This is a genomic window from Actinomadura hibisca NBRC 15177 (assembly GCF_001552635.1).
In the GTDB taxonomy this organism is placed as follows: domain Bacteria; phylum Actinomycetota; class Actinomycetes; order Streptosporangiales; family Streptosporangiaceae; genus Spirillospora; species Spirillospora hibisca.
The window spans coordinates 196,682-212,601 of sequence record NZ_BCRO01000012.1 but is presented as its reverse complement, the minus strand read 5'-3'; the positions used below and the strand labels follow the sequence as shown (position 1 = coordinate 212,601).

Sequence of the window (15,920 nt, the reverse complement as noted above, 5' to 3'; positions counted from 1 at the left end):
GACATCGAGCACGCCGGGGTTGGCCGCATCCGGCCATCTCGTCCCGCCGTCAGCCCGCCGGTGGCGCCTTCACCGGCAGGAAGTCCGCCGGCTCCATCGACGGGTGCGGGTACTTCCAGTCGGCGTCCCCCAGCAGCAGGAACTGGCCCTCGGCCTGCCCGGCCAGGAAGTAGTTGCCGTCCCAGGGGTTGGGTTCGAGCACCGCCGGCGTCGCCTCGGTGAAGCGCGCCCCCAGCGGCTCGCGCGGCCGCTCGTCGCCGAACACCGCCGACATCGCGGCGTCGACGAAGTTGGCCTCCCGGACGCGGCCGCGCAGGTGCGTGCCCCGGACCGCCAGCGCGTGCACCCGGTCGCGCACGAAGTACAGCGCGCTCAGGTCCTTCACCGCCTGCACGAAGTGGTGCGAGCCGTCGTGGTGGACCATCGCCCGGGTGCTCGGCTCGGCCGCCAGGACGGTGGCCGCGTAGGTGGGCAGGTCGCCGTGGAACATCCGGACGCGCGAGGCGACGCCGGGGAAGATCCGCCGCACCCGCTCGTGGCTGAACCGCAGGTAGGCCGCGTTGACGTCGACCAGGTCGACCTCCAGGCCCATCGCCTCGGCGCACCCGGCGAACACGCACGCCGACGAGCCCATGAACACGCCGACGTCCACCAGCCGCGTCAGCCGCCGGTGCTCGCGCTGGACCCTGCCGAACACGTCGAAGTAGTGCTGGGCGCTGCACTGGTCCTCGGCCTGCACGGTCGCGAACCCGATCCGCGCCGCGATCCGGTCGAACAGCGGGTCGTGCCCGGCCAGCGCGCCCAGGTCCTCGCGGTGCCCGCTGACGATCCCGACGCCCAGCGCGCCCGGCAGGTCCTCCACCTCGCGCAGGGCCGGGTCGGGCTCCAGGAAGGTGCCCCAGGTCGGCTCGTGCATCGACACCGACTCGACGTAGCCGGTGAGGACGGGCGCGGACCGCTCCGGCTCCGCGCCGCCCAGCTTCTCGATCTCCGCCTGCTGGACGCCGACGGTCTCGGCGAGCCGGTCGGCGTCGGCGGCGCGCTGGTCCACCTCGTGCTGGAGCTGGAGCACGCGGGTGTAGAGCGCGATCCGGTTGTTCTCCATGGCCGCCAGCAGCGGCGAGTTCAGGTACGGCCGCAGCGCCGCGAAGACCGCGTCGGTGCCCTCGGCGTCGCGCCGGGCCAGGACGCCGAACCCGAACACGGCGGGGACCAGGCCGAACCGCCACTCCTCGTCGGCCTCGGCCACCGCGTCCTCGATGGCGGTGAGCACGCCGTTGCGCTCGCCGCCCGCCCGCTCGGCCATGGTGAAGACGCCGTCGCCGACGAAGCCGGTCCCGGTGAGGCCCTCGTGCCAGACGGTCGGGCCCTCGTGGCTGTCGGGGTGCCGGTCCTGCGGGGGCAGCGGCGAGGGCTGGTAGTAGGAGTCGCGGCGGCCCGACGGCCACAACACGTCGTGCAGGACCACCACCGCGTTCGGCGCGTTCCGCATGATCCAGTCGAGCTCGGCGCGCACCACGGCGTAGTTGTGGTCGCCGTCCAGCACGTACAGGTCGGCCGGGGGCAGCTCGGCGAGCGCGCCCGGCGAGTACGCCTCCACCAGCGTGAGGCGCGGGTCGTCGGCGATGGCGGCGCGCAGCCGGTCGTCGGGGGCGGGCTCCACGCAGTGCACCGTGGCGCCGAGGTCGGCGTAGATCGGGCTGGCCCCGCCCGTCTCGACGCCGACCTCGACCACGGTGGCGACCGTGCGGGCGGCGAACAGCTCGGTGAACAGCTCCTCGAACACCGCCAGCGAGTGCAGCAGCAACGACCGGCTCCGGGCGTCGCGCGCCTGCCGGTGCGGGTCGGAGCGGGAACCGGAGGGCCCGATGTCCAGGGTCACGCGTCGCCCCCGAGCTTGCGGCGGGCGACCCTCGACGCCCCCGCCACCATGCCCTTGACGCCCGCGGTGCGGTACTCCTCGCCGATCCGGTCGGTCAGCCGCATCGCCCGCGCGGTGGCGGCGGCCTTCTTGTCCACCGGCACCCGCGGCGCCCGCCCGTTCGCCGACTGCGGGAGCATCGCGAACGCGACGCTGACCTCGCCCGACGTCACCACCGGCACGCCCGCGCGGCGGGCCAGCGGCAGCCAGATGGCCGCGTGCGGCGCGAAGAACTCGACCAGGTTGCCGCCCAGGTAGCGGCAGTCGGCGTAGTGCAGGCCGATGAGGTCCTCGGGGGTCTCCCAGCGCAGCACCTGCTGCCGGGACCGGCCGCCGGTGACGACCTTCGCCTCGATCCAGTCGATCCGCACGATCGCGGGGCGGCCGGGGACCGCCAGCGAGATGTCCACGGTGTCGTGGTGCTCGAAGCGCAGCCGGCTGAACGACAGGCCGTTGTGGTTGACCCGCACCCGCTGCCGGATGACCTGGTGCCACTCGTCGTCGGAGGTCCGGTAGCGCAGCCGGGTGTGGAACGGCTCGCCGGTCGGCTCCAGCGCCTCGGCGTCCAGGTGCCCCTCGGTGATCGCGCGGACCTGCGCGCCCAGGTGGGTGTCGGAGGCGGCGATCAGCCCCGGCCAGAACGAGTCGCGCATGTGCAGGTCGGCGAGGCCGCCCGGCGACAGGTAGGGCACCGCGCGGGCGAGGTCGGCGGGCAGCAGCGTGGTCGTCTCCGAGGAGCCGAAGTTGTCCTCGTGCGTCCAGTTGCCGAACACCGCCGCCTCGTCGGCGGTCGGCGACTCCAGCGCCGCCACCAGGATGCGCGACAGCCGGTTGCGGGCGGCCTGGCCGGTCAGCTCGGGCCATTCGCCGTCGGCCTGCGCGACGTAGCGGTTCCACAGGGCCTGGAAGGCGCGGACGCCGTCCTGGACGGTGCGGCGCTCGGCGGCCTGCGACGGGCTGTCGGAGACCTCGCCGAGGACCGGCTCGTTCTCCTCGGTGAAGCCGACCAGCGAGCCGCACAGCGCGTTGACGCACTGCTCGATGATCTCGGGGCTGCGGGTGAGGGTGGCGGCGACGCCGGCGGGATGCCCGGCCTGCGCCAGGTAGCCCTCGGCGCGCAGCCCCTCGGCGTAGGCGCGCTCGGAGCGGCGGTCGGTGGCCAGGTAGAGCCCGGCCGGGGCGACGCCGATGCCCGCGATCTCCAGGACGCGGGCGAGCTGGCGCTGGATCGTGCAGCCCCAGCCGAGGTCGACCAGCGTGAGGTCGCCGTCCTCCAGCGCGCCGGCGGCGCGCAGCGACCCGACCAGCCGCTCGCGCGCGGTGGTCGCGGTCAGCATGATGCGGTTGCGCAGGTGGGCGGACTCGGTCACCGTGCGCGCGACGCGGTCGGCGATGCCGCCGTTGTCGATGATGCTGTTCAGCTCGGTGGCCAGGCCCGGGACCTCGCCGGGGGTCAGGCCGAGCACCTCCAGCACCTGCCGGACCGTCATCCGGTAGCCGGTGCGGACGAAGCCGTGCACCGCGTCCAGGTCGTGCGGGTCGAGCCCGGCCAGCGAGGTGGCGAAGCGCGACAACCAGACCGGCTTGGCGGTGACCGCCAGGCCCCGGGCGCGCGCCGCCTCGTTGATCAGCTCGGCCAGCAGCTCGCCCTCGCGCATCGGGCACCACAGGGTGCGCGTGCCCTCCTGGTGCGCCCGCTCGGCCGCCCACTCGGCGAACCCGGTCAGCACCGGGCCGAGCACGGCCGCGCCGTAGCGCCAGGCGACCTCCAGGGAGGCGGTGGCGTGCGCGGAACCGGAGTGGACCGCCTTGGCGCGCAGGCTGGTCAGGCCCGCGTCGCCGGCGATCTCGTCCAGGTCGGGGGCGGGGTCGCCGAAGCCGGCCAGCGGCTCGCCCTCGCGCCGCAGCACCGCCCGGTAGGGCTCGTCCAGCCGGACGTAGTGCACCGTGCGCACGCCCAGCTCATCGGGCACGTCGCGGTCGGCGACCTCGTTGTCGCCGATGTGCACGATCTGCTGGGGGCTGCGGTCCAGGTCGCGCAGCACGATCTCCCACAGGCCGGACGCCTTGTCGGTGCCGTGCTGGTGCGAGCGGAAGATCCGCGCCTCGCGCAGCGCCTCCAGGCCGGGCCGGTCCAGCAGGGTGCGAAGATGATCTTCGGTGAAGTAGGTGTCGGACACCAGCACGAGCTGGATGTCGCGCTTGCGCGCCGCCGTGACGATCTCGGCGATGTCCAGGTCCACCACCGTCAGCTCGCGTTCGAGCCGGACCTCGGCGTCCACGAGCCGCTCCGCCGGGACGTCGCCGAAGGTCGCCTCGGGGAGCTGGGCCCAGATGTCGTAGAGCGACACCTCCGAGCCCAGCGCGCCGCGCCCGCGCCGGGCGCGGTCCTCGGCCGCGATGCGCATCCGCCGGAAGGTCTCGTCGGTGAGCCAGGCCGGGGCCAGCCCCTCGGCGCGCAGCCGGGCGGCCAGCAGGGCGAAGGCGTCGGTCGGCCGGGGCACGCGCCGCCACAGGAGGGTGTCGAAGACGTCCAGCGACAGGACCGCGCAGGACTGGTCGGCGATCACTCGGCGGACGTCGTCGAGAAGCGTTCCGGCGGATTTCTGCGTGGCCAACGACGCACCTTTCCCTGGGGTCTCCGAAAGTCAGACGGACAATACTGGAGAATCACCCATTTCCGGCAACGATCCGCGCCTGCCGGTCCTGGCGGTCCTCCCGCCAGAGCGCCCCGGCCTGGTCGGCCGGGCCGTCGAACACCACCCGGCCCTGCCGCATCATCACGCCCCGGTCGCACAGCCGGCTGAGCATCTTGATGTCGTGCGCCACGATCACCATCGCCCGGCCCTGGCCGCGCAGCTCGCGGATGCGGGCCAGGCACTTCTCCCGGAACGGCGGGTCGCCGACGGCCAGCACCTCGTCGATCAGGAACACGTCCGGCTCGGTGTGGGCGGCGATGGAGAACGCCAGCCGCATGAACATGCCCGAGGAGTAGAACTTCACCTGGTCGTCCAGGAAGCGGCCCACCCCCGAGAAGTCCACGATGGCGTCGAACTTGCGTTCGATCTCCCGCTCGGACATGCCGAGGATCGCGCCGTTGAGGTAGACGTTCTCCCGGCCGGTCAGCTCCGGGTGCAGCCCGGCGCCCACGTCGATCAGGCCCGCGACCCGGCCCCGGACCAGCACCCGGCCGGTGTCCGGCTGGAGCACCCCGGAGATCATCTTCAGCAGGGTGGACTTGCCCGAGCCGTTCAGCCCCATCAGCGCCACCGTCTCGCCCGGGTGGATGGTGAGGCTGACCTGGTCCAGCGCGGTGAAGCGGTCCGACAGCGGCTGGCCGCGCAGCGCGCGCACGCTCATCTCCTTGAGGGAGCGGGCGTGCCGCAGCGTGAAGTGCTTGCTGACCGAGTCGACGACGATCGAGGGGCCCACGATCACAGCTCCTGCCCGAAACGTTGCTGGGTGCGGGCGAACACCGCGCGCCCGACGACCAGCGCCACCACCGACACCGCCAGCGCGACGGCCGAGCGCGCGTACAGGTGCGGCGGGAACTCGAACGTCCCGCCGGTGCCGGGGTACCAGAACGCCCGCTGGAACAGGCTCACCGCGCTGACCAGCGGGTTGGCCAGGTACACCTCGAACAACCAGCCCGGCGCGTGCTCCCGGACGTGCGTCCAGGGATAGATCATCGGCACCGACCAGGTGACCACCATGATCGAGACGTCCACGGCCTGCTCCAGGTCGCGGAAGAACACGTTCACCGCCGCGCACAGCAGGCCCAGGCCGTACCCGAGCAGCACCACGATGGCCAGCCCGAGCAGGCCCGCGCCCAGCGCGCCGAACGACGGCCGCCACCCGTAGGCGACCGCGCCGGCCGACAGGATGAGCACCCCCGGCACGAAGTGCACCAGCGACACCAGCAGCGACGCGGTGGGGAACAGCTCGCGCGGCAGGAACACCTTGCGCACCAGCGGCGCGTTGCCGGTCACCGACCGGGTCGCCGCGTGCAGCGTCTCGGTGAGCAGGTTGACCAGCACCATCCCGGAGAACAGGAAGATCGGGAAGTGCTCGACCTGACGGTCCATGCCGAGGAACAGGCCGACGACGAAGAAGTACACCGCGAAGTGCACGCCGGGCCGCACGTACGACCAGCCGAGGCCCAGCACCGAGCCCTTGTACCGGGACCGCAGCTCGCGCCGCACCAGCAGCTTCAGCAGGTACCGGTGCCGCAGCACCTGCCGCAGGCCGCCTTCGCCGCCGGGCGGGCGCATGCGCCCGGCCGGCGGGGTGAGCAGGGTGGTCATCGGCCGCCGGCCTGCTCGAAGGTGCGGCGCCAGGTCTCCGGCGCGGTCAGCGCGTCCTGCTCGGTGCGGTAGGCGCGGCTCAGCTCCGGCCACTCCCGGCTCAGCCGGGCGTGCAGCAGCGAGGTGCGCTTCATGATCTCCTTGAAGCGCTCGGGGTCGCGCCGGTACCAGGAGACCTTGGCCCCGTCGGCGGAGGAGACCAGCGCGCTGTCGAACTGCGCCAGCACCCCCCAGTGCCGGTCGATGTGCGGGATCACCGTCTGCGGGTTGCCGCGCGTGGCCGAGTCCAGCGGCCGGAGCTGCTTGAGGGTGCCGACGGCGGCCCCCTTCAGCAGCCGCACCCGGCCCTTGGGCGGCTTGGGCGCGCGGCCCCGCTTGGCGGGCCGCTGCCGCACCTGCGGGAAGTCCTCGTGGCTGGGCTCGGCGCGCGCGTCCGGGAAGGTCTCGCGCAGCGCCCGGATCTCCGCCAGCTTCGCGCCGATGCCCGCGTGCATGTGGTCGGGGCCGCGCAGCACGTCCTCGATCGCGGTCAGCATCAGCTCGGCGGTGGAGTACTGCATGGACAGCGCGTGCTTCACCGAGATGATGAAGCTCTCCTTGACCAGGTTGCCGCCGCGCTCGTAGGGCGAGTGCAGCAGCGCGGTGACCAGCCGGTTGCGCTCGTGGAAGTAGGCCTGCCAGTCGATGCCGTCGTCCTTGTCCTGCCACGGCACGTGCCAGGCGGCCATGCCCGGCAGCGACACCGTCGGGAAGCCCGCCGCGCCCGCGCGCACGCAGTACTCGGCGTCGTCCCACTTGATGAACATCGGCATGGACAGCCCGATCTTGCGGACCACCTCGACGGGGATCATGCACATCCACCAGCCGTTGTAGTCCACGTCCACGCGCCGGTGCAGCCAGGGCGTCTCGCGCAGGCTGCCGGAGCTGGTGGTCTCGGTGGTGCCGACGACGCCCGCGCGCGCGTCGGGCTCCTTCGCGAAGTCGTGCTCGCGGCGGGTGTGCGCCGCCTCCTCCCACCACCAGCGGTAGCGCTGGATGACCTCGCCGTAGGCGTGCAGCTGGGAGCGCACGAACAGGTTGAACATGTGGCCGCCGACGATGGTCGGCGTGCGGGCGTGGTCGCCGAACGCGACGGCGCGCAGCACGCCCTCGCTCTCGGTCACCACGTCGTCGTCCAGCAGCAGCACGTAGTCGCTGGTGTCGCTGCGCAGGGTCTCGTCCATCGCGCGGGAGAAGCCGCCCGAGCCGCCCAGGTTCGGCTGCTCGATCACCTTCAGCCGGCCGCCCAGTGATTCGGCGGCGCGGGCGTAGTCACCGTGCTCGCGCACCTTCTGGTCGCCCTGGTCCACCACGAAGATCTCGTCGACGATCTCCAGGACCTCGGGCACCTCGCCCAGCGCGACGAGCTGGTCCACGCAGAACGACGGCCGGTTGAACGTCGTGATGCCGAGGCTGACCCGGCCCTGCCGCACCTCGCTCGGGGCGCACCAGTCGGCCCGCTCCAGCACGAGGTTCTGCTCGCCCGCCAGCAGGTCCATCCAGTACCAGCCGCCGTCCACGAACGGCCCCAGCGACAGCGTGAAGCTCTCCTCGCGGACCTCCGCCGAGTCGATCCGCACCGACGCGACGCGCTGCGCGTGCCCCTTGGCGCTGGACCGGTAGACGATCACGTGCCCCTCGCCGCGCGCCCGGACCCGCAGCGTCACCTCGGCGACCGAGGTCCAGCGCCGCCAGTACCCGGCGGGGAAGGCGTTGAAGTAGGTCTCGAACGACACCCGCCGCCCGATCGGCACCACCACGCCGCGCCGGTCCACCTGGCCGGTGCCGCCGTCGGCGTCGGCGCCGCGGACGATCTCGCCGTCCACGTACAGCTTCAGCACGTCCAGGTCGCGATCGGCCGGCATCACCACACGCTGCAGAACCCGCAGCCCCTGCCCGGTCACTCGTCCACACCTCCGCTGATCAGCCGCGCCCCCTCGACGAAGTGGGGGCGCAGCCGGTTGTCCACCATGCCGAGCGCACTGGCGATCGCCATGTGCATGTCGAGGTACTGATAGGTCCCGAGCCGGCCGCCGAACAGCACGCCGTCCTCGCGCCGGGCCAGTTCCCGGTAGCGCAGCAGGCGGTCGCGGTCGGCGGCGGTGTTGATCGGGTAGTAGGGCTCGTCGCCCCGGGTCGCCGCGCGGGAGAACTCCCGCATGATCACGGTCTTGTCGGCCGGGTAGTGCGCGCGCTCGGGGTGGAAGTGCCGGAACTCGTGGATCCGGGTGTAGGGCACGTCCTCGTCGGCGTAGTTCATCACCGGGGTGCCCTGGTAGTCGCCGGTCGGCACGACCTCGGTCTCGAAGTCCAGGGTGCGCCAGCCCAGCTCGCCCTCGGCGTAGCCGAAGTACTGGTCCAGCGGGCCGGTGTAGACGACCGGGACGGTGCCCACCAGCTCGTCGCGCAGGTCGAAGAAGTCGGTGTCGAGCCGCACCTCGATGTTGGGGTGGTCGGCCATCCGCTCCAGCCAGGCGGTGTAGCCGTCCACCGGCAGGCCCTCGTGCACGTCGTTGAAGTACCGGTTGTCGAAGGTGTAGCGGACCGGCAGCCGGGTGATGATCGAGGCGGGCAGCTCCCGGGGGTCGGTCTGCCACTGTTTCGCCGTGTAGCCCCGGACGAACGCCTCGTACAGCGGCCGCCCGATCAGCGAGATCGCCTTCTCCTCCAGGTTGGCGGGGTCGCGCACCTCGGCGGCCTGCTCGGCGATCAGCGCCCGCGCCTGGTCGGGGGTGAAGGCCCGCTCGAAGTAGGAGCAGATCGTGCCGAGGTTGATCGGCATCGGGTACACGCGGCCCTTGAAGGTGCTGTAGACGCGGTGCCGGTAGCCGGTGAAGGCGGTGAACCGGTTGGCGTACTCCCACACCCGCTCGTTGGAGGTGTGGAACAGGTGCGCGCCGTACCGGTGGATCTCGATGCCCGTCTCGGGCTCGGCCTCGCTGTAGGCGTTGCCGCCGAGGTGGGAGCGCCGCTCCAGGACCAGGACGCGCAGGCCGAGGTCGGCCGCGCAGCGCTCGGCGACGGTGAGTCCGAAGAATCCGGAACCGACCACGACAAGGTCAACGTTCACAGACGGTCGTCCATCTCGCGAGAGGAAAAGGGGGAGGGCGGATACCGCCAGGTCATATCGACATAAGGTCGCAGATTGCTGGCTAAGATACCTGAACTGATCAGTACCGGCGCAGAGAACCCGAGGAACGCGGTGGTCCCACCCACTCCCCCACCCGCGCCGCGTCGCCCGCGCCCCGTGGTCCACGTGCACGTCGGCGCGGCGAAGAGCGGCACCACCTACGTGCAGAACATCCTGTGGCTGAACCGGGACCGGCTGCGCGAGGCGGGGGTGCTCTACCCGGGCCGGGACGTGGCCGCGCACGTGCGCGCCGCCTTCGACCTGCGCCGGGCCTTCTTCCCCGGGGCCTCCGACCCGATGGTCCCCGGCGCGTGGCCCGAGCTGCTGGCCGAGGTCCGCGACTGGCCGGGCACCTCGATCATCTCGCAGGAGCTGTTCGCGCCCGCCCGGCCCGGCCACATCGAGCGCGCGCTCGCCGACCTGGACTTCGCCGAGGTCCACGTCGTGTTCACCGTGCGCGACCTGGCCCGGCAGATCCCCGCGCACTGGCAGGAGGACGTCAAGAACCGCTTCACCACCGACTTCACCGAGTTCGTGGCGCAGATCAAGCGCGCCGACTGGCAGGACCACCACATCGCCCGGCTGTTCTGGGGGCTCCAGGACCCGGTGGCGGTGCTGGAGCGGTGGGGCGCGGCGCTGCCGCCCGAGCGGGTGCACGTGGTGACGCTGCCCCGGCCGGGCGCGCCCCGCGACCTGCTGTGGCGGCGGTTCTGCGCGGCGACCGGCCTGGACCCGGAGGTGTGCGACCCGTCCGCCTCGTTCGGCAACCCCTCGCTGGGGCTGGCCGAGACCCAGTTCCTGCTGCGCGTCAACCAGGCGCTGGACGGCCGGGTGGGCTGGCACGTCTACAACGAGGAGGTCAAGCACTTCCTCGCCCAGGACACCCTGACCCGGCGGCCGGACCCGGAGAAGATCACGCTCCCGGCGGAGGAGCTGCCGTGGACCGTCGAGTGGGCCGAGCGGACCGTCGCCGAGCTGCGCGCGGCGTCCTACACCGTGCACGGCGACCTGGCCGAGCTGGTCCCCGAGCCCGCCCCCGGCGACCCGGCCGGCGCGCGGCACCCCGACGACCCGCGCTGGCCCGAGATGGCCGACGTCGGCATGGAGACGATCGCGACGCTGCTGGGCCGCCTGCGCGCCCGCGAGGCGCGGTCGGCGACCGTGCCCGGCGCTGACCTGCCGCTCGACGAGCGCGTCGGCGGCCTAGCGGAGGACCTCGCCGAGTTGCTGGACCGCACCGGCCGCATGGCCCACGACGCCGCGCCGCTGCCACGGCGCACCGTCCGCGAGGTCACCGAGCGGTACCCCGAGACGTCCCGGCTGCTGCGTGCCGCTTACCGCCGGGTTCAAGCGAAGGTGAACGACAAGTGACCAAGAGGATCTACCTGCACGTCGGCGCCCCCGCCACCGGCGGCCGCTTCCTGCGGCGCGCCCTGTGGGGCAACCGGCGGCGGCTCGGCGACAACGGCGTCTGTTACCCGTTCGGCGGCCCGCAGGAGCACTTCGGCGCGACCATGGACCTGCGCGAGATGTCCTGGGGCGGGCGCCGCGACCCGGCCTGGGACGGCGCGTGGAACCGGATGGTCGAGCGCGTCCACGACTGGGGCGGCCCCACGGTCGTGCTGACCGAGCCGCTGCTGGCCGGGGCGAGCGAGGAGCAGGCGCGGCGGGCGGTGGCCTCGCTGGAGCCCGCCGAGGTCCACATCGTGTTCAGCACCCGCGCGCTGGGCTGGCAGCTGCTGGCCGACTGGCAGGAGCAGATCCGGCACGGCCACGCGATCACCTTCGACCGGTTCACCGACGACCTGGTGGCGAACGGCGACAAGGCCGCGCCCCCGTTCGGCGGGCTGTTCTGGGGCCTGCACGACGCGCCGCGCGCGCTGGGGCCCTGGGCGCGGGCGGCGGGCGCCGACCGCGTCCACGTGATCACCCTGCCCGCGCCCGGCGCCCGCCCCGGCGTCCTGTGGTCCCGGTACTGCGCGCTGACCGGCATCGACCCCGCGCTCTGCGACGTGGGCGGCCTCGACGAGGACGCGCCGCTGACCACCGTGGAGGCCGAGCTGCTGCGCCGCCTGAACGAGCGCATCGGGCCGATGCTGGGCGGCGACTACGAGCGCGTCGTCGGCGAGTACCTGCTCAAGGGCGGGCTCGCCGCCGCCGCCGACCAGGTCGGGCGGCACCCCATGACGCTGCCCGAGCGGCACCAGGACTGGGCCCGGCGCGAGGGCGCGCGCGTCGCGGAGGCGATCCGCGCGGCCGACTACGACGTGGTCGGCGACCTGGAGGAGCTGGGCGAGCTGCGGCTGCCCGCCGCGGGCCGCCTGCCCGACCAGGTCCCCGAGGCGCTGGTCTCCACCGCCTCGGTCGGCGTGGTCGCCCACCTGCTGGAACGCCTGACGCAGTCGCACGAGCGGATCGGGCTCGCCCACCTGAACAGCCAGCTCACCGGCGTCCGCGAGAACCTGGACCGCCTGCTGGAGGCCGCGGGCGAGTCCGCCCCGGCCCTCCAGCGCGCCACCCGCCGGGTGGGGCGGCGGACGCCGTGACCGCGCCGGTCGTCACACCGGTCGTCACGGCCGTGGTGGTCACCTACAACCGCCGCGACCTGCTCGTCGAGGCGCTGACGGCGCTGCTGGGCCAGACCCGCTCCCCCGACCGGGTCATCGTCGTCGACAACGCCTCCCACGACGGCACCGCGCGCCTGGTCCGCGACCGCTTCCCGCAGGTGGACCTGCTGGAGCTGCCCCGGAACGTGGGCGGGGCCGGGGGGTTCGGCGCGGGCGCGGCGCGGGCCCTGGACGCCGGGAGCGACCTGATCTGGCTGCTGGACGACGACACCGTGCCCGAGCGCGGCGCGCTGGCGGCGCTCCTGGACGCCCGCGAGCGCGGGGCCGCCGCCGACGGCCCCCCGGTGCTGGTGGCGAGCCGGGTGGTGTGGACCGACGGCCGCGACCACCCGATGAACACCCCGCGCGCCAAGCCCGGGACGGGCGCGGCCGAGCGGGCGGCGGCGCGCGCCGCCGGGTGCGTGCCGATCCGGTCGGCCTCGTTCGTCTCGGTGCTGGTGGACGCGGGCTCGGTGCGCGAGCGCGGGCTGCCGGTCGCCGACTACTTCCTGTGGAACGACGACTTCGAGTTCACCACCCGGCTGCTGCGCGGCCGGCGCGGGCTGCTGTGCCCGGCCAGCGTCGTGGTGCACAAGACGCGGGTGTTCGGCGGCACCGAGACCGACCCGGGCGACCGGTTCTTCTACGAGGTGCGCAACAAGATCTGGCTGTTCACCGCCAGCCCCGGGCTCGCCCCGGCCGAGCGGGTGTTGTACGCGGGCTCGACGGTGCGGCGCTGGTCGCGCACCTTCGTCGCCTCCGACGATCGCGGCACCCTGGGCCGGGCGATGTTGCGCGGGATGCGGGCCGGGCTGCTGACCCGGCCGAAACCGACCGGCGAGTTGCTGCGGGAGGTCGGCGTCCGGGCTCCGGAGACGGGGCCCGGCGCGTCCGGGACCGGGAGGTGACCGCGCGGCGCGCCGCCGTTCCGCTCGCGGCGGCGCTGGCGGCGCTCGCCGTGGGGGTGGTGGGCGTCGGCGGCCCGTCCTTCTGGCTGGACGAGGCCGCCACCGTCAGCGTCACCGGCCGTCCCACCGCCGACATGCTGCGGGTGTTCGAGCGCCTGGACCTGGTGCACGCCCTGTACTACCTGGTCATGCGCCCGTGGGTGGTGCTGTTCGGGACCGGCGAGGCGGCGCTGCGGCTGCCCGGCGTGCTGGCGACGGCGGGGGCGGCGGCGGGCGTGGCCGTGATCGGCCGCCGCCTGGCGGGCACGCTCGCGGGCCTGGCCGCCGGGCTGGTGTTCGCCGGGTCGGTCACCGCCACCCTGCACGCGCAGGAGGCCCGCCCGTACGCCATGGTGGCCGCCGCCGCCGTGCTGGCCACCTACCTGCTGGTCCGCGCGCTGGACGCCGAGGGCTCGCGCCGCCGCTGGTGGTGGGCGGGATACGGCGCGTCGATCGTCGTGGTGAGCCTGTTCAACCTGGACGCGGTGCTGCTGGTGCCCGCGCACGGCTGCGCGCTGCTGCTGTCGCGGTCCCGTCCAGCGGGTGCCCTGTGGCGCTGGCTGGTCGCCGCCGGGTCGGCGGGGGTGCTGCTGGTGCCCTTCGCGGTGGCGGCGTTCGACCAGAAGGTGCAGGTGGACTGGCTTCCGGCCCCGTCGCCCCGGACGGTGTGGAAGACCGTGGAGTTCCTGGCCGGTGGCCCGTGGCCGGTGTACGCGGTGCTGGCGCTGGCCGTGCTGGGCGCGGTCGCCGGGCGGGCGGCGCGCGGCGCGGTGTCCCTGACCGCCGTCGCGGTGCCGTGGCTGGTGCTGCCGCCGGTGGTGCTGCTGGTGGTGTCGGCCGTCTCCGACCCGATGTTCATGTTCCGTTACGTGTACTTCTGCGTGCCCGCGATGGCGCTGCTGGCGGGCGCGGGCGTGGCCCGGCTCGCGGAGCTGGCGCGCCCGCTGCACCGCGCGGCCGTGCCGGTCGCGGCGGGCGCGGCGCTGGTGCTGCTGGCGGGGCTGTCGGTCCCGGGGCACGTGGCGGCGCGGCGGCAGGACGGCAAGCCCGACGACCTGCGCGCCGCCGCCCAGGTCATCCGGGAGCGGGCCCGGGACGGCGACGCGATCGTGTACCTGGCGGGCGTGGTCCGCTGGGCCTCGGCCGCCTACCCCGACGCGTTCGGCAGGCTGCGCGACGTGAGCCTGCGCGTCGATCCGGTGGCGGCCTCCAACATCAAGGGCCGCGACCGGCCGCCGTACCAGCTCGTCCCGCTGCTGGCGCGCACCGACCGGGTCTGGGTGATGGCCAGCCGGTCGATCCAGGACCCGGGCGACACGATGGTCGCGCGCCGCCAGGCGATGGTCATGGCCGCCGGGCCGTGGCGCGCGGCCGGGACCTGGCATTACCGGGGCGGGCAGATGACCCTGTACGTGCGGACCGGCTACTACCGCAACTCCAGGTAGTCGACCTGCCCCCGGCCTTCGAGGCGGCGCAGGCCGAGGGTGTTCCAGCCCGCGACCAGGTCGGCCGAGGCGGTGGTGGACGCCCAGTCGTCGCCCCTGGTCGGGCGCATCGGCACCGACGCCGCCGCCTTGCCGTTGACCGACAGCTCCAGCAGCGACGCGCCGCCGGAGCGGTTGGCGTAGCCGGTGCGGATCTCGTAGCGGCCCGCCGCCGGGGCGAAGACCGGCAGCTCGTAGCGGCAACCGTCGCGGTCGAACGGCCCCACCGCCCCGTCGCCGGACGCCTTGGGCCGCTTGAGCGTCCCCACGCACCCGTTGTTCCGCCCGCGCTCGGCCTCGTACCGGACCGGGACGCCGCGCAGGACGGGGCGCGAGCCGTCCCAGCCCAGCGCGGCCACGTACATCGCGCGGTCCACCTTCGACCCGCCGTGCCGCTTCACGATGCCGTGGAACACCAGCTGGTCGCCGTCGCCGCCGCCGAACAGGTCCGCGCTGCCCGGCCCGGTGATCTTCCCGCCGTAGCCGCCGGTGGACTGGAGCGGCTCGCCCGCCTTGGTGTAGGGGCCCGCGATGGAGGTCGCGGTCGCGTACCGGGTCTGGTAGTTGGGCTGGAAGTACCACCCGGCCGAGTAGAACAGCACGTAGCGGTCGCCCCGGCGGACCAGGTCGGGGGCCTCCACCAGCACCGGCTCGTCGGCGTCGCGGCCCAGCAGGCGCTTGGCCGGGCCCGCGGTCGCCAGGCCGTCGGGGGCCATCCGGACCAGGTAGATCGCCGCGGTCTTGCGGGCGTCGCTCTTGTAGACCAGGTAGCGGGCGCCGTCGGCCTCGATGTGGGAGGCGGGGTCGATCGCGCCGCCGAGGTTGCGGGGGCAGATCAGCGGCGCGCCGTCGCGGGGCGTGAACGGCCCGGCGGGCGAGACGGCGGTGGCGACGCCCACGCACTGCACGTTGCCTTCGCGGGCGCGCGCGGAGAAGTAGAGCAGGTAGGGGTCGCCCTTGCGCAGCGGCGGGACCACCTCGGGCGCCCACGTCCAGCCGCTCACCGCCCACGACGGCAGCCGCGCCAGGCCGTCGCCCGGCGACACCGTCCACGGGCCGGTCGGGGCGGGGGCGGTGGCGACGGGCAGGGCGGCGGCCCCGTTGTTGGTGCCGTAGGCGTAGTAGACGTCGCCGTCCTTGAGGATCATCGGGTCGGCGAAGCTCCCGGGGATCACCGGCTTCAGCGGGCTGTACCCGGGGGCGGTGAGCGGGGTGGCCGTGCCCGCCGGGGTGGGGACCGGCGGCGCGGAGGCGGCGGCCCCGGCGGACGCTGCGGCCCTGGCCGGCTCCGGGGGTGCGGACTCCCCGCCCGACGGCAGGATCACCGCCACGGCCAGCGCCACCAGCGCGCAGATCGCCGCGCCGGCCACCACCGGGAACCACGCCTGCCGGCTCCACACGCCCGGCTTGTCGCGCATCACCCTCGAATACCGCCAATCACGCACACCACCACCAACCTGACTACGCTAGCCAGCCGGCGCCTACCCGA

11 protein-coding genes are annotated in these 15,920 nt (G+C 73.9%); 4 read left to right on the top strand and 7 right to left on the bottom strand.

Translation table 11 applies throughout. The features are described 5' to 3' along the window. Positions 1–49 precede the first annotated feature (49 nt). Genes AH6_RS42180 through glf form a run of 6 tightly spaced genes read right to left on the bottom strand, consistent with a single transcriptional unit; the run spans position 50 to position 9,334 of the window. Positions 50–1,882, bottom strand: a complete 1,833-nt coding sequence (locus tag AH6_RS42180) for a class I SAM-dependent methyltransferase (RefSeq protein ID WP_218005738.1) — start codon at positions 1,880–1,882, stop codon at positions 50–52. Then, on the bottom strand, positions 1,879–4,539 hold the full coding sequence (locus AH6_RS07105) for an HAD family hydrolase (protein ID WP_067475500.1): 2,661 nt from the start codon (positions 4,537–4,539) through the stop codon (positions 1,879–1,881). The genes AH6_RS42180 and AH6_RS07105 overlap by 4 nt, the downstream gene beginning before the upstream one ends. 52 nt (positions 4,540–4,591) lie before the next feature. After that, the gene (locus AH6_RS07100) at positions 4,592–5,353 is read right to left on the bottom strand and encodes an ABC transporter ATP-binding protein (protein WP_067475897.1); all 762 of its coding nucleotides are present in this window, start codon (positions 5,351–5,353) and stop codon (positions 4,592–4,594) included. Positions 5,354–5,355: 2 nt separating this feature from the next. Continuing rightward, on the bottom strand, positions 5,356–6,225 hold the full coding sequence (locus AH6_RS07095) for an ABC transporter permease (protein WP_067475495.1): 870 nt from the start codon (positions 6,223–6,225) through the stop codon (positions 5,356–5,358). Beyond that, positions 6,222–8,168 carry a glycosyltransferase gene (locus tag AH6_RS07090; protein WP_067475493.1) on the bottom strand — a complete coding sequence of 649 codons (1,947 nt, stop codon included), beginning with the start codon at positions 8,166–8,168 and terminating at the stop codon, positions 6,222–6,224. The genes AH6_RS07095 and AH6_RS07090 overlap by 4 nt, the downstream gene beginning before the upstream one ends. After that, positions 8,165–9,334: a UDP-galactopyranose mutase gene (gene glf / locus AH6_RS07085; RefSeq protein ID WP_067475491.1), complete on the bottom strand. Its 1,170-nt coding sequence runs from the start codon at positions 9,332–9,334 to the stop codon at positions 8,165–8,167. The genes AH6_RS07090 and glf overlap by 4 nt, the downstream gene beginning before the upstream one ends. Positions 9,335–9,511: 177 nt before the next feature. On the opposite strand from glf, the gene AH6_RS07080 reads away from it, so the two are divergent. From AH6_RS07080 to AH6_RS07065, 4 genes are read left to right on the top strand one after another with little or no spacing between them, the layout of a single operon-like run. After that, the gene (locus AH6_RS07080) at positions 9,512–10,765 is read left to right on the top strand and encodes a hypothetical protein (RefSeq protein ID WP_157431313.1); all 1,254 of its coding nucleotides are present in this window, start codon (positions 9,512–9,514) and stop codon (positions 10,763–10,765) included. Next, positions 10,762–11,940: a hypothetical protein gene (locus tag AH6_RS07075; protein WP_067475486.1), complete on the top strand. Its 1,179-nt coding sequence runs from the start codon at positions 10,762–10,764 to the stop codon at positions 11,938–11,940. Before AH6_RS07080 ends, AH6_RS07075 begins: the two co-directional genes overlap by 4 nt. Then, the gene (locus AH6_RS07070; RefSeq protein WP_067475484.1) at positions 11,937–12,908 is read left to right on the top strand and encodes a glycosyltransferase; all 972 of its coding nucleotides are present in this window, start codon (positions 11,937–11,939) and stop codon (positions 12,906–12,908) included. Before AH6_RS07075 ends, AH6_RS07070 begins: the two co-directional genes overlap by 4 nt. Further along, a complete protein-coding gene (locus tag AH6_RS07065; RefSeq protein WP_067475478.1) occupies positions 12,905–14,392 on the top strand; it encodes a glycosyltransferase family 39 protein in 1,488 nt (495 codons plus the stop codon). The genes AH6_RS07070 and AH6_RS07065 overlap by 4 nt, the downstream gene beginning before the upstream one ends. Here the strand turns inward: AH6_RS07065 and AH6_RS07060 are convergent. Then, a complete protein-coding gene (locus tag AH6_RS07060) occupies positions 14,374–15,849 on the bottom strand; it encodes a family 43 glycosylhydrolase (protein WP_067475475.1) in 1,476 nt (491 codons plus the stop codon). The two genes, AH6_RS07065 and AH6_RS07060, sit on opposite strands and share 19 nt — an antisense overlap. Positions 15,850–15,920 lie beyond the last annotated feature (71 nt).